Below are 14160 nucleotides of genomic sequence, written 5' to 3'. Positions count from 1 at the left end.
GGCGATAGCGACTAAACCTGTCGCGCACTTAACACTACGCCGCAATCGGCTCCCGAGACATCTCCACTTCAGAAGTCGCCTGAATGATTCATTCGCAGCCAGCAGACAATGGACGGCAATGATCATCGATATTGTTGTTACCACCTCAATAATATAACAACTTTGCAACCTTCGCTTTGCGCGTCCACCCGCGATTTTGGTGCAACCTCATATTCTGTTATTATGCCCGCCCCGCAGGTCATTACCGCGATTCTCTCATCAGACTTATTGCATAAAAATTCATCTAAATGCATAATAATTTATCTGCCGTGGGCCTGTTGCCCGCTGCAACCCTCTTTTAATTGGTAGCTTATGCGAAACCCATCGAAACAAGACGACTTGATTAAGGCGTTTAAAGCCTTATTGAAGGAAGAGAAATTCAGCTCCCAGGGCGAAATCGTGCAGGCGCTGCAGGAAGACGGCTTCGAGAATATCAATCAGTCCAAAGTTTCTCGCATGCTGACCAAGTTCGGCGCGGTGCGTACGCGTAACGCCAAGATGGAAATGGTTTATTGCCTGCCTGCTGAACTCGGCGTACCAACCACCACCAGCCCGCTGAAGAATCTGGTGCTGGATATCGATTACAACGATGCGTTAGTAGTGATTCACACCAGTCCGGGCGCTGCGCAGCTGATTGCGCGCCTGCTGGATTCGCTGGGCAAAGCGGAAGGGATTCTCGGCACCATCGCCGGTGATGACACCATCTTTATTACCCCTGCGCGCACCTTCTCAGTAAAACAGTTGTACGATGCGATTCTGGTTTTATTCGAACAAGAGCTATAAAACCCTGCTGCATACCGGCAGATCCTCTGCCGGTTATCTTGCCCTTCCCGCTTCATTCATAACCAACCCGTTACAAACCCCTTTGTAAATAATAAGTTATCCATATGCTTAGCGGTTCTTTTCAAGCTAACAGATTGGTACGACCTTTGCGCCTGCTTAACCTTATGCGCTATTTAACACTGCTTTACACATCGTGCTCAGTGCCTTTCCCTTCTCCATGCGTATCAGCCAGCGAGATCAACCATGATCTTTCGCACTAAAAGATAATTTGATGTAGATCATTGTTTTTACGGCTAAATAACCACCTATGGTTAAGATCCAGGCGTTTTTTATAACTTCAGGTTCTAAAAAAGTGCCATAAGGATAAAGAATTACAACCAAACATTATTAGCTGGATATTAATTTCATGGGTGATTAGATCTATACTTAGTTTCGTGATGCAAATCACACGAAAGAAAAAGATAAAAATAGACGACGAGGAAAAATATCATGAACGTTAAAACTACTATCGCAACCCTGAGTGTTCTATCTGCTCTGTCATTTGGTGCTTTTGCAGCAGATTCTATTAATGCCGAACAGGCAGCGAATCTGCAATCCGCAGGCACCATCAGCGTCAGCGGCGTGGGCGGTTCTCCAATGGATATCCGTCAGCAGTTAAACGATAAAGCCGATCAGCAAGGTGCGAAAGCATACCGCGTGATCGAGGCGAATACCGGTGACAGCTACCACGCAACCGCTGAGCTGTATAAATAAGTTACTGACTTAAGACGCAATGTGAACGGCGACCCGTTTGAGACGCTCTTGCCTCTCAGGTTGCCGACCCCAATTTCAGGAGAGTGAATCATGAAAACCAAATTAGCTATCGCAGTACTGGGCCTGGCTTCTGTTCTTTCTTTTGGCGCGAGCGCCGCAAGCCTGGTTTCAAACCAACAAGCTGAACAGCTGCAATCCCTGAACCAAACCATCAGCGTGAGCGGTGTTGACGGCGACCAAACCAACGTTCGTCAGGAACTGTCACAGAAAGCTGATGCGCAGGGTGCTAGCCATTACCGCATCATTGAGAGCAACCGTGGTGATACCTTCCACGTTACTGCTGAACTCTACAAATAATCACTAATTGAACGTCCGGCGCCTTGAAGGCGCCAGGCAATAGATCGACGACCCGCCTACCCCTTTTCTGCCGCAGGTTGTTGATTAAACGAGGAGAAAATTATGAAAATCAAAACAACCATCGCAACTGCTACTCTGCTTTCCCTGTTCGCCTTTGGTGCTTCTGCAGCACAGCTGGTGACTGAACAACAGGCGCAGAATCTGCAACCTACCGGCAGCACTATTTCAATCAGCGGAACCGGCGGTTCGCCAATGGATTATCGTGCCGAGCTTTCTCAGAAAGCGGATGAGCAAGGTGCCAGCGCTTACAAAGTGATTGAAGCGAAAACCGGCGACAGCTATCACGTGACAGCTGAGCTGTATAAGTAATTCCTCGTCAATTAAGACGAACCCTTTGGCCCCGCTCGCCGGGGCCCTTTTTACTTTATATTGAAGCGGAGCTGGCCCTCCAGCTCCTCTTCTGCTTCATCAAATAGCAGGATCAATGCGCCATACCGGCGTTTCTGCCCTTTCCCCAGATTTACAAACTCAATCTCCAGCGGCAACGGCAGTTGCTCACCCACAATCGCATCCCAAAGATCGTCAAGATCGTTGATGGCGAGATCGGCTAGCGCAAAACGATCGCTAAACTGTCGATAAAAATGGGCTTGATCGACAATCTCATCGAAATCGAAACGCTCGGTTCTCATCATGACGCCCTCTTAGTTGTCGCGGCTAGCTGAGTCCGCCGAGGTGCAACGCTTTGACTTCCAGATACTCTTCCATCCCCAACACCGAGCCTTCGCGTCCCAAACCGGACTCTTTCACACCGCCAAACGGTGCCAGCTCCGTTGATACCGCGCATTCGTTAATACCGATCATGCCCGCTTCCAGCGCCGCTGAGACGCGGAACACCCGCTGCAAATTCTGCGTGTAGAAGTAAGCCGCCAGGCCATATTCAGTATTGTTGGCGCGCGCAATCACCTCGGCTTCATCATCAAAGCGGAAGCAGGCTGCAACCGGACCAAACGTCTCTTCCTGCGCCAGCTTCATCTCTTCATGTGCTTCGGCGATGACCGTCGGTTGCCAGAAGTTGCCGCCAAGAGGATGACGTTCGCCGCCAACCAGCAATTTGCCGCCTTTGCTTAACGCATCTTTGACGTGCTCTTCCACTTTCTCCAGCGCGGACTGCTCAATCAGCGGGCCGACAATCACGCCCTCTTCCACGCCATTACCGACTTTGAGTTTACCCACCGCATCGGCCAGCTGATTGACGAAGCGATCGTACACCGCGTTATGCACATAGAAGCGGTTAACGCTAACGCACACCTGTCCGGCATTGCGGAATTTGTTGGCAATCGCGCCCTGCACCGCCGCATCAATATCGGCATCATCAAACACGATATAAGGCGCATTGCCGCCTAACTCCATCGAGACTTTTTTCATGGTTTCGGCGGCATTACTCATCAGCGTTTTGCCCACTGCGGTGGAACCGGTAAAGGAAATTTTGCGCACCGCTTTGCTGGCCATGATCGCGTCGCTGATGGCATGCGTATCGCCCGCCACCGCATTGAGCACGCCATCAGGCACACCGGCTTTCTGCGCCAGCGCCAGCAGCGCGAAGGCGCTCAGCGGCGTATCGTTAGCAGGTTTGATGATGCCGGTACAGCCAGCGGCCAATGCGGGACCGAGTTTGCGCGTCAGCATCGCCATCGGGAAATTCCACGGCGTGATCGCTGCGACCACACCAATCGGTTCACGCGTCGCCAGAATGCGCGAACCCGGTTTAGCTGGCGGGATGATTTCACCGTTGGCGCGTTTCGCCTGCTCGGCAAACCACTGAATAAAGCTGGCGGCGTATTCCACTTCACCTTCGGCTTCTTTCAACGGTTTACCCTGCTCGGCGGTCATCAACTGGCCGAGCCAGCTTTTGTTCTCGATGATCAGCTGATACCAGCGATTGAGGATTTCGGCACGCGCCTTGGCGGTTTTGTCGCGCCAGGCGGGAAATGCACGCTGCGCGGCGGAAATCGCCTGTTCGGTTTCGTGCTGACCGGCTTTCGCTACGTTGGCAATGACTTCGCCGGTAGCGGGATTGGTTACCTCAAAGGTGGTGCTGGCGTTATGCCACTGACCATCAGCGAAATAGCCGGTCTTGAATAATTCGTGTTGTTGCAGGGAAGTGGACATCGGTTTTCTCCTGTCAGTTTGCGTCCTGTCAGGAAAGTATAGATGCCAATATCAGAGGTTTTTGTGTCAGCGTGGGATCTAAAAGGCCGCTGCAGGTTGCAGCGGCCAGTTTCAGATTTGTATTAAGGTGTTCTGATACTTATCCAGCATCAGCGCCAGGCGTTTCACCGGTTCGGTGACGTTATCAGGTGCCGCATAGTGCTGCAGCTTCTCCTGATACACATCCAGCTCCTGCAGCAGCCGCTCGAAGTAATAGCGGCGCTTGTCATCGCTGGTCGCGGAGATAATGCGATCGGCGGTGTAACGCAGCTGGCGGTGATAGGCCGAGAGATCGGCATTCACCGGCACTTCGGCATTACGCAGGCGTTGATGGCCGATAATCAGCGTCAGCGCAATACGGTATTTATCGATATCGCCGGGGAACAGGTTGAGCAGCAAGAACAGTTGCTGATACAGCGCCGGCAAGTGGTTCTCACGACGACGCGCCTGATTAGTGGTAAGCGCGGCAACCGCTGCATACATAAAGCGGTTCAGCAGCTTACGTCCGGTACGATCGCGCGATTTATCACGAATCAGCAGAATCACCATCATCGCCACAAAGCAGCCAATCACCTGGCCCAACACGTTATCAAGGAACACGTTGAACTCGAACTTCATCGGATTATCCAGCACCAGCACGTTGATGGTACCAATCAACGCGCCCAGCGTACCTAACTGGCGGCGCTGCACGAAGATGCCGCCGATAAAGCCCAGCGCGCCAATGGCGATACATAACAGCAACGCACTTTGCTGGGTCGCGGGCAGAATAAAGATGAAGTAAAGCGCGCCGAGCGGCACCGCAACCGTCATGCCGTAAAGAAAGTCTTTCGCCATCATCAACGGATTCGGCATACGCATCGCCAGCGCGGTAATCACCGCCAGCATCACCATGCAGCCGCTGCCGGATGTCCAGCCGGTATACAGCCAGAACAGAGAACCCAGCGCGGTGGCGACAAAGGTACGCACGCCGTTGATCATTGCGTGATGGGTTTCAGCGGACCGCGCCTGAATCACCACTTCGCGCTGCAGAATGCTCTCTTCCAGCGTGGTGATGCGGCTATTGCTTTTGATGCCGTTAATCAGCAGCAGATATTCGGTGGCTGCGCCCACCCAGCTCGCCAGCGTCACCGGCACGGTTTTGCTGCTCACACCAATCAAGCGACGCATCACCTTCATGCGCTTATGCACATCGTTGACGTCGTTGACCTCTTTTTCGATCAGCAAACGATAGTGCGGTGGAATGTATTCCGGGCGCGAGTTTTGAATCAGGAAGGTTTCGGCGGCCTGGGTGATCAGCGTTAGCGATAAGGTGTTGAGCATTTGCAGGCGGCGACTGGAGTTTTTCCAGCGTGACGATTCCATCATCAGCTGGCCGCGCATGCCGTTGAGCGCCGTGGTGCGACGCACTAACGCGCTCCAGGCTTTATCCACTTCGTCTTTATCTTCATGCGCTACACACAGCTGCAGCAGTTTGTAGTGCGCCACCAGCAGCGCATCCACTTCCTGCTCAATCACTTTTTTGATCGAACGCGGCGAGAACAGCATGTCGGCGAGAATCGCACACAGAATACCGATGACGATTTCACTGCAGCGCTCAACCGCAAACTGCGGAGCCAGCGTTAAGCCGCCGCTGGCATCCGCCGTGACCACGATGATCAGCGCGGTATAACCGGCAAGGCCGAGCGCATAGGAGTTTTCGACTTTGATCAGCGAAGAGAGCCACACGCACATGCCAGCCCACATACAGCACAGCAGCAGCATCACCACCGGCGCACGCACCGTGGCAATCATGATAGTGAGCGCGGCAATACAGCCAATGAAGGTACCGATGATGCGCAGAATGCCGCGATAGCGCAGTGCGCCAGAATAGGGATCGCCCCCCGCAGCAAAGGCGGTACCACCGGCCACGATGCCGGCGGTCATCACCGCCCAACGCGGCGTTTCCAGATTGAAGTGAAAGCCAATCATCAACGCCGCAACCAGCGCGAAGGTGAGCTTCACCGGGAAACGCAAAAACTCAATCATATCGCCCTCGCTTAACCAAACTCACGCAGGCGATTGAACAACTGCGCCAGCGGCGAGACTTTGGTTTCGCGATCCTGCGCGCCGGTAATCACCACTGTTGCGGTGGTACCCGCCGGGAAGCGGTTGCCCGGTTGCTCATCGAGACGAATGCGCACCGGCACACGCTGCGCCAGACGTACCCACTCAAGATTCGAGTCGATGGTCGCCATGCCTTTGCTGTCGCTGCTGCTGCTGCTGTTGGTTACGCCTGCCGCGATGCTGTCGACGGTGCCGCGCAGCACTGCGTTGCTACCCAACGGCGTGATTTGCGCGCGGAAGCCAGGACGCACGCCATCCAGCTTGGTCTCTTCCATATAGGCCAGCACATAGAAGGAGTGCTGTTGTACCAGCGCCACGGCGACTGAACCGCGCGTGATAAATTCGCCCTGATAAACATTGAGGTTGGTGACCCAGCCGTCAGATGGCGCTTTGATGGTGGTGCGATCGAGGTCGATCACCGCCAGATCGCGCGTGGCCACGGACTTCGCCAACTGATGCTCGCTGGTTTGCAGATCGTTGTTGGATTGCTCAATCGCTTCACGCGACATAGCGCTGGTACCCAACTGATTGCGACGCGTGGCTTCACGGCGTTTTTCACTCACCAAAGCCTGGTAATATTCGACATCCGCCTGGGCTTCATCCAGCGCTTTTTGGTAGCGCGGACGGTCAACCACAAACAGCGTATCGCCTTTTTTCACCAGTTGGTTATCGTGCACCGGCACGTCAGTGATGATGCCGGTGACGTCAGGCGAGATCGCCACGACATCGGCAGAGAATTTGGCATCACGCGTCCACGGTGATTCGGTGTAGAACACCCACGCGCGGAAGATGATCACGATGGCGATGACAACCAGCAGGAGTGTAATCGCGTATCGCGCGATTTTTCTTATTAGCGCTTTCACTTAAAGAACCTCAGACGAATAAACGGGATACAAGGTAAAACACACAGCAATACAGTGCGGTGTTAAACAGTGCGGGATGCCAAACCAGATCGTAGATCCCGCTGGGCGTCAGCACGCGTTTCACCAGCCAGAACAGCGCCAGTGAAACTAATAGTTCAACGAAGATGGGCGGAAAACTCAGCCCGAATACGACAAATACCGGAAGCACACTCATTTCGGATCCTTAGTTCGACCTTGCCGGATTGCACCGATACCTGCCCACATGCCGTGCGGCACGTTGGGTTTATGATCAGGGGATGACGGATAAACTGATGGCAACATTCAGGCCGCGTTGAGCTAATCATAGCGTATCATCGGGTTAACACAGCCATGTACAGGTGCAGTGAAGAGACCCAGCGACGCGTATAGTAACGCGCTTGACTATACGTTTTCTACATATTGTGAGCTAAATCACTTTTTAGCCAGAGTAAACAATGGATCGACTTAAAAGCATGTCCATTTTCGCCAAAGTGGTTGAATTGGGTTCATTTACCGCCGCAGCGCGCCAGCTACAGCTTAGCGTTTCGTCTATCAGCCAGATTGTCGCCAAACTGGAAGATGAGTTACAGGTCAAATTGCTTAATCGCAGCACGCGCAGCATTGGCCTGACCGAAGCCGGAAAGATCTATTTTCAGGGCTGTCGCCGCATGTTAGCGGAGGCTTCGCAGGTGCACGAGCAGCTGTATGCCTTTAACAATACGCCGATCGGTATTCTACGCATCGGCTGCTCATCGACGATGGCGCAAAATGTCTTATCGGCGATGACCAGCGAAATGTTACGCGAATATCCGGGTTTGAGCGTCAATCTGGTGACGGGCATTCCTGCACCCGATCTGATCGCCAACGGTTTGGATTTGGTGGTGCGCGTAGGTGCGTTGCAGGATTCGAACTTGTTCTCGCGTCGGCTGGGTGCGATGCCGATGGTGGTGTGCGCGGCGAAGAGCTATCTGGCGCAGCACGGCACGCCAGAGAAGCCCGGCGAGATCGATAATTTTTCCTGGCTGGAATACAGCGTGCGACCAGATAACACGTTTGAACTGGTTGCGCCGGAAGGATTGGTGACGCGCCTGACGCCGCAGGGCCGTTTCGTCACCAACGATTCGCAGACGCTGATTCGCTGGCTAAAAGCAGGTTGCGGTATCGCCTATGTGCCGTTGATGTGGGTGATTGATGAGATCAGCGCGGGGGAAATCGATATTCTGTTCCCGCAATATCACTCGGAGCCGCGCCCGGTCTATGCGCTCTATACCGAGAAAGATAAGCTGCCGCTGAAAGTGCAGGTCTGTATTGATTATCTGACCGAGTATTTCAAACAGGTGGCGCAGCAGTATCAGCAGCATCGGAAAGGTTGAGTTGTTTTGTGATTAGTGCGGAAGCTGCAACGTCTGCTGCCACTGGATAGTGAAAACTGTGAATTTATCTAACACTGCAACAATGTTGAAAAGCTGACAGAGCCGCGCTGGGTTGTGGCAATCCGCAGCGCTGAACAGAGTGAGGCGGCCAGGATAAGCTCGCAGGACGCGAGCTTAAGGCGAAGCCGGGGCAGGAAGCCCCGTCTGAGCCGGTCCGTAAGGCTGCCAAACGGCGTGAAGGCACCGCGTAAGCGGCGCGAGGACCGCCACAACCCAGCGTGGTTCTGGCAGCGACGCACCAAGGTCGCCATGAATGGCGACCCTACAGCATTAGGCGGTGCCACCTACGGTGATTTTATCCAGCTTCAGCGTTGGCTGGCCCACGCCAACCGGCACGCTTTGTCCCTCTTTACCGCATACGCCGACGCCTTTATCCAGCGCCAGATCGTTGCCGACCATCGAGATCTGTTGCATCGCTTCAATGCCGGAGCCAATCAGCGTGGCACCTTTGACTGGCTTAGTCACTTTGCCTTTCTCGATTAGGTAAGCTTCTGAGGTGGAGAACACGAACTTGCCAGAGGTGATATCAACCTGGCCGCCACCGAAGTTCGGCGCATAAATGCCGTACTCCACGCTTTCGATGATATCTTGCGGCGTCGATTTGCCTGCCAGCATGTAAGTGTTGGTCATGCGCGGCATTGGCAGGTGCGCGTAAGATTCACGGCGACCGTTGCCGGTTGGATTGACGCCCATCAGGCGCGCATTCAGCTTGTCCTGCATGTAGCCTTTCAACACGCCATTTTCGATCAGCATGTTGTACTGGCCCGGCACGCCTTCATCATCGACGGCCAGCGAACCGCGCAGACCTTCAATGGTGCCATCGTCAACCACGGTACACAGCTCTGAAGCCACCAGCTGGCCCATTTTTCCGCTAAACACCGATGTCGCACGACGGTTGAAGTCACCCTCCAGACCATGTCCAACCGCTTCATGCAGCAACACGCCCGGCCAGCCCGCGCCCAGCACCACCGGCAACATGCCAGCGGGTGCCGCCACGGCAGAGAGATTGACCAGCGCCATGCGCACCGCTTCACGCGCCCAGGCATCGGCACGCACATCACCGCTCTCATCGGCGAGGAAGAATTCATAACCGGTACGCGCGCCGCCGCCGCTTGAGCCACGCTCGCGTTTCCCTTGATCTTCGACCTGCACGCTGATGGACAGGCGCACCAGCGGACGAATATCCGCCGCCAGCGTACCGTCAGTTGCCGCCACCAGCACTTGTTCGTAGACGCCGCTCAGGCTGGCATTCACTTCCTGCACACGTGGATCGGCAGCGCGCGCCACTTTATCGACGCGATGCAGCAGGGCAATTTTGTCTTCACGCGTCAGGCTATCCAGCGGATTGACGGGCGCATACAGCGAACGGTTCAGGACCGCCGATAAGGTATGCGCTTTGCCATTGCCTTGTTCACGCACGATGCTACGCGCCGCTTCAGATGACTGACGCAGTGCATTCAGGGAAATCTGGTCAGCATAGGCGAAACCTGTTTTCTCGCCGCTAACGGCGCGGACGCCCACGCCCTGATCGATATGGTAAGAACCATCTTTGATAATTTTGTCTTCCAGCACCCAGGATTCGTGGAAACTGGACTGGAAATAGAGATCGGCATAATCCAGACGACGTTCTGAAAGCTGCCCTAACAGGGAGTAAAGGTCCTGCTGATTAATGCTGTTCGCAGTTAGCAACTGCTCACTTACCAGATTCAGAGTCATCGTTTCTCACTCATTATGTGCTCGGATAGTCATAGCCTGCGGCAATTACCCGACGACGTCAAATTCACTTCTTATCGTCTTCGCGCGGTTTGCGCAGTACTTCATTGATTTCAGGCTTATCCAGCGGTCCGCTGATGTGGTAACGCAACAGCGAAATCTTATTCCACAGCGGCCCCAGCACTTTACTGGCGGCGAACACCGCTGCGCCGACCACCGGATTGATCACAAAGGCGGTGGCGACGCCGACCGAGGCGGAGATTTCCGGGGCGACCACCGCTTCCATATCGATTTGACGCTTCACCAAATCGATGTTGCCCTTCATGGCGATATCCGCTTCCAGGCCATCCACCAGCAGGTTATCGGTGCGCATCACGCCGTTTTCAATCCACGCGGTGCCGTTAATCGAATCGAAATAGAAACCATCACTAAAGGTATCGCTGAAATCGAAGCGCATCTTACGTAGCAAGGCATCGAAGCTAAACAGACGCAGCAGCTGTCCCGCGCGACCGGTATTAACATCGGCGATCTGGCCTTTGCCAAAGTGGCTTTTCAGCGTACCGCTCAGCGTCTCTACCGATGGTTGCCACGGCGCAGAACGCCAATGCAAATCGTAATCGAGTTTGAAGGGTGCGTCGCGCAGCGGCGTGTTCATGCCAAACCAGTTGGCGGCGTCATTAATATTGTCGCCACTCAGGCTGCCCTTCAGTGAAGTGCGCTGATCGCCGGGTTTATTCACCCATTCACCCGCTACGTTGAGCTTCGAGCTGCCAGAATCAATCGAAGCGTTAGTAAGTGCTAACGTATCGCCTTGCGGCTGTAGCTTCGCCTGCATGTGACCGAATTTCTGTCCGCGCAACCAGCACTCATCACAGTTAAGCTGCAACGCTGGCCAACTGCTGAAGTTGATGTTGCTGCTGTTGCCGCCAAACGGCGATGATTTTCCGTCGCTTTTCTCAGCCCATTCAGGATTGTAGTAAAGATAGCTCAGGTTGATCTGCCATGGAGACTGCTGCGACGTCTGCAGGCTACCGCGAGCTTCACGGCTCTCCAGCTGCAAACGCGTATTGCCGCCTGCGCCCTGCGTGACGGTGGCGTTAACGTCGTGCCATTGCTGACCACCGAGCGTTAGCGCCGGTGTCCGCAGAATGAAGTCGCCCGGCAGCAGTGCGCCACCCACTTCAGGTTCGCCTTGCGCATTGCGTGAACTGCCTGCGCCAGCCATCATTCCCATCCAGGCTTCGCCATCCAGCGGCGGAAGATTCAGCTCCATGCCGCGTTTTTCCGGCAGCTTCGGTGTGCTTTTCGCATCGTTAAGCCAGATACCGCGATCAACACGCAGCTGCGGCTCCAGAATCCAGCGGCTATTGAAACGATGGTGCTCACGCACGCTACCGCTCAAGGTAAAGCCTTTGAGATCGCCCTCCGCATTGATGGTGATCGGCATCGCTTCACCGGCCACTTTATCCAGCGGCGCAGGTAAGTGACTACTTACTGCTTTGCCCTCGCCTTGCAGTGCAACTTTGTAGGTCGCGCCACCTTTGTGCGGCAGCGTGATATCCACATTGCCCTGCCACGGTAAAGAGCCACCTAACTGACGCGCGATGGCGTCCGGCAGCACCTTAAGTTTACCTGGCTGCCAATCGCCCAGCAGCTTGACGTTCACGCCAAAGTCGTTGGGATTCTCTTGCGTGCTAAAACTCACCCCGGTTGGCTGCCCGAACCAGTTGGCTTGCAACTCTTCACTCTCCAGATTGCCGTTGTTGTAACGGAAGCGGCCGGTGAGATTGTTCAGCGTGGTTTTTAACGGTTTGATATGCAGCGTGTTGTTGTTCAGCACCACATTGCCGCTGGCGTGCACCTGCTCGCCATCCAACGGAATATCGAGATTGAGTTTGCCGCGCACATTGCCGCCAATCTGCAACTCCTGCAGCGCCGCGCCAAGTGTTGGTTTCAGCGGCGTCTGCTCGAAATAGTCGGCGATTTTTTTGCCTTCGCCGCTGATATCGCCATCGATGATCAACTTCTCTTTCAGGTAATCCGGAATTACCGCGCTGACATTGTGCGCATCAACCTCGCCGAGCTTGGTTTGATCGGCTTTCATCCACAAACCGTTGTTGAGGAAGTCGAGATTAATGTCGAGATTTTCCAGTGCAGGCCAGCCGGGCTGGAACTGGAAGGTGGAGTTACGCAGCGGTACCCAAACTTCAAACATGCCGTCATTGTGCTTAAACGGGAACAGCGCGGGATCGCCAGCAAACAGCAGTGTGGCGTTATCCACCTGCCCGCCTTTAATCGCGTCGCTGAGATAGTGCGTAAGATCGTGGCCCATCAACTGCTGCGGGAAATAGCGCCACGCATCGCCGGCATCGGTGACACGAATCCCGGCGAGAATATCAAGGCGCGGCGCGGTCCCCAAATTCTGCTGGTAGCGGAAATCGCCGCGTGCCCACAGCGAGCGAGCCTGCACATCCAGCTGATGTCCATCCAGCGTTAAGCCGTTGGCATCGCGCAGCCAGTTAAGCTGGCCGGTGATCTGTTTGATTTGCAGCGGAGCCTGGAACATATCGCCATACGGTACTTCCGCCTGGCCCATCGCCACATCCAGCAAACCGTTGTTTAAGCTGCCGCTGGCGCTACCGCTGAGATTGCTGATACCCGGCAGCAATTCCCACTGTTGCCAGGCGAGATCGCGCCACTTCGCCTGCAAACGCGTTTGCTCCGGCTGCTGCAACGGGATATCCAGCGCCAGCGCATCAATGTGGCCGCGCGGTTGCAGTGAACGCCAGTTATCCAGCAAAGTCGGCGAAAGTGGCTTAAACAGCGGCACGATCGGTGCCAGACGTTCTAAGTCGAGTTGGGTGGCACGCACGCGCACTTCCGCCGCGCTGTTGGCGCCGAGCATCTGCTTATCTTCCGGCTTCCACAGCAGAGAAAAATGCCCAGGCGCCCAGGCGATGCCGTCGGTGCTCAAGCGGGTTTGCGGTACCGAAAGGCTCCAGCCATTTTGGTACCGCGACAAGTGCGCGGTTAAACCATCGACCTGTAATTGATGATCGCCCTGCTCGCCGCGCCAGCGCGCGCCGCCTTTGCTCAGCAGCAAATCACCGGCGTAGAGATCGCCATCACGCAAATTCGCCCACGCAGCCAGACTGAAACGCGCGCTTTCAAGGCTGGTGTTGTCACGCAGCCACGGACCAATCCACGGCCGCACATCAACATCATCGGCCTGCATCCAGATGCGACCATCGCTAAGTAAGCCGTTGTTGTCGTTGAGATCAAGCCGCACCTGCACCACGCCATGCTGGCCGGTAAAACTGGAGAGGCTTACTTCGCCCTCCGCGCGATGACGGGTATTTTCGTTCAGCCAGGTGAGGCGCGGAATCGCCAGTTCGGCATGTTGGCCGGACGGCGTCAGAAAACGAATGCTGCTGTCGCGCAGATCGAAGTGATCGAACTGACGCAAAAACAGATCGTTGATTTGCGCCGGTTTAAAGCTGTTCTTCTGTTCGTCGCTGGTGAACAGCGGATGATTGGTTTCGAGATGCAGCTGCCAGAAGGTGAGATCGCGGAATTGCCAGCGCCAGTGCAGCAGCGATTGCCACACGTTGAGCGCCAGATTGACGCGGCCGATGGTGAGTTGACCATCTTCCTGCATCGAGATTTTGAGATCGCGCACCTGCAGCGTCGGGCCGAAATTCTCCCATTTCCCTTGCAGTTCGCTGGCATCGACCGTGACGCCGCTGACGCGTGAGATCGTCTGCAGAATATCGCTGCGATAACTGTTGAGGTGCGGCATCACGAGGCGCAACCCGCTGACCAGCAGCGCCACAATTACGATGATTGCGGCGAGCAGCAGTAACAAAATCCTCGGCAACCGCCTCACACAC

Annotated in this window: 12 protein-coding genes; 5 read left to right on the top strand and 7 right to left on the bottom strand. The window is 54.9% G+C overall.

Translation table 11 applies throughout. The features are described from left to right. Positions 1 to 351 precede the first annotated feature (351 nt). The 4 genes from argR (at position 352) to yhcN (BM323_RS06610) (ending at position 2301) form a co-directional block, all read left to right on the top strand. Positions 352 to 822: a transcriptional regulator ArgR gene (gene argR / locus BM323_RS06625; RefSeq protein WP_008101964.1), complete on the top strand. Its 471-nt coding sequence runs from the start codon at positions 352 to 354 to the stop codon at positions 820 to 822. Positions 823 to 1311: 489 nt separating this feature from the next. Then, positions 1312 to 1575 (top strand): peroxide/acid stress response protein YhcN, encoded by a 264-nt coding sequence (yhcN, locus tag BM323_RS06620; RefSeq protein ID WP_008101965.1) that lies wholly within the window; start codon positions 1312 to 1314, stop codon positions 1573 to 1575. A 90-nt stretch (positions 1576 to 1665) separates the two neighbouring features. Further along, positions 1666 to 1932, top strand: a complete 267-nt coding sequence (locus BM323_RS06615) for a YdgH/BhsA/McbA-like domain containing protein (protein ID WP_007891990.1) — start codon at positions 1666 to 1668, stop codon at positions 1930 to 1932. A gap of 102 nt (positions 1933 to 2034) precedes the next feature. Then, positions 2035 to 2301 (top strand): peroxide/acid stress response protein YhcN, encoded by a 267-nt coding sequence (yhcN, locus tag BM323_RS06610; RefSeq protein WP_008101968.1) that lies wholly within the window; start codon positions 2035 to 2037, stop codon positions 2299 to 2301. 50 nt (positions 2302 to 2351) lie between these two features. Here the strand turns inward: yhcN (BM323_RS06610) and BM323_RS06605 are convergent, their stop codons facing one another. From BM323_RS06605 to aaeX, 5 genes are all read right to left on the bottom strand, one after another. Next, positions 2352 to 2621 carry a barstar family protein gene (locus tag BM323_RS06605; protein WP_036647722.1) on the bottom strand — a complete coding sequence of 90 codons (270 nt, stop codon included), beginning with the start codon at positions 2619 to 2621 and terminating at the stop codon, positions 2352 to 2354. A gap of 25 nt (positions 2622 to 2646) precedes the next feature. Next, the gene (locus BM323_RS06600; RefSeq protein WP_091003345.1) at positions 2647 to 4101 is read right to left on the bottom strand and encodes an NAD-dependent succinate-semialdehyde dehydrogenase; all 1455 of its coding nucleotides are present in this window, start codon (positions 4099 to 4101) and stop codon (positions 2647 to 2649) included. Between the two features lie 111 nt (positions 4102 to 4212). Then, positions 4213 to 6165 carry a p-hydroxybenzoic acid efflux pump subunit AaeB gene (gene aaeB, locus BM323_RS06595; RefSeq protein ID WP_008101973.1) on the bottom strand — a complete coding sequence of 651 codons (1953 nt, stop codon included), beginning with the start codon at positions 6163 to 6165 and terminating at the stop codon, positions 4213 to 4215. Positions 6166 to 6176: 11 nt separating this feature from the next. Further along, positions 6177 to 7106, bottom strand: coding sequence for a p-hydroxybenzoic acid efflux pump subunit AaeA (aaeA, locus tag BM323_RS06590; protein WP_008101975.1), 930 nt, complete (start codon positions 7104 to 7106; stop codon positions 6177 to 6179). A 10-nt stretch (positions 7107 to 7116) separates the two neighbouring features. Beyond that, positions 7117 to 7320 carry a p-hydroxybenzoic acid efflux pump operon protein AaeX gene (gene aaeX / locus BM323_RS06585; RefSeq protein WP_007891984.1) on the bottom strand — a complete coding sequence of 68 codons (204 nt, stop codon included), beginning with the start codon at positions 7318 to 7320 and terminating at the stop codon, positions 7117 to 7119. Positions 7321 to 7579: 259 nt separating this feature from the next. Here aaeX and aaeR point away from each other — a divergent pair, with 259 nt between their 5' ends. Then, complete coding sequence (gene aaeR / locus BM323_RS06580; protein ID WP_008101977.1) at positions 7580 to 8497, top strand: HTH-type transcriptional activator AaeR; 918 nt, start codon at positions 7580 to 7582, stop codon at positions 8495 to 8497. 330 nt (positions 8498 to 8827) lie between these two features. Here the strand turns inward: aaeR and tldD are convergent, their stop codons facing one another. Continuing rightward, a complete protein-coding gene (gene tldD / locus BM323_RS06575) occupies positions 8828 to 10273 on the bottom strand; it encodes a metalloprotease TldD (RefSeq protein WP_008101979.1) in 1446 nt (481 codons plus the stop codon). Between the two features lie 64 nt (positions 10274 to 10337). Next, the gene (gene yhdP, locus BM323_RS06570; RefSeq protein ID WP_008101982.1) at positions 10338 to 14156 is read right to left on the bottom strand and encodes an AsmA2 domain-containing protein YhdP; all 3819 of its coding nucleotides are present in this window, start codon (positions 14154 to 14156) and stop codon (positions 10338 to 10340) included. Positions 14157 to 14160 lie beyond the last annotated feature (4 nt).

This window comes from Pantoea sp. YR525 (assembly GCF_900116775.1).
GTDB classification, from domain to species: Bacteria; Pseudomonadota; Gammaproteobacteria; order Enterobacterales; family Enterobacteriaceae; genus Pantoea; species Pantoea symbiotica.
Note: the sequence above shows the minus strand (reverse complement) of the source record. Positions and strands in the feature narration are given on the sequence as shown.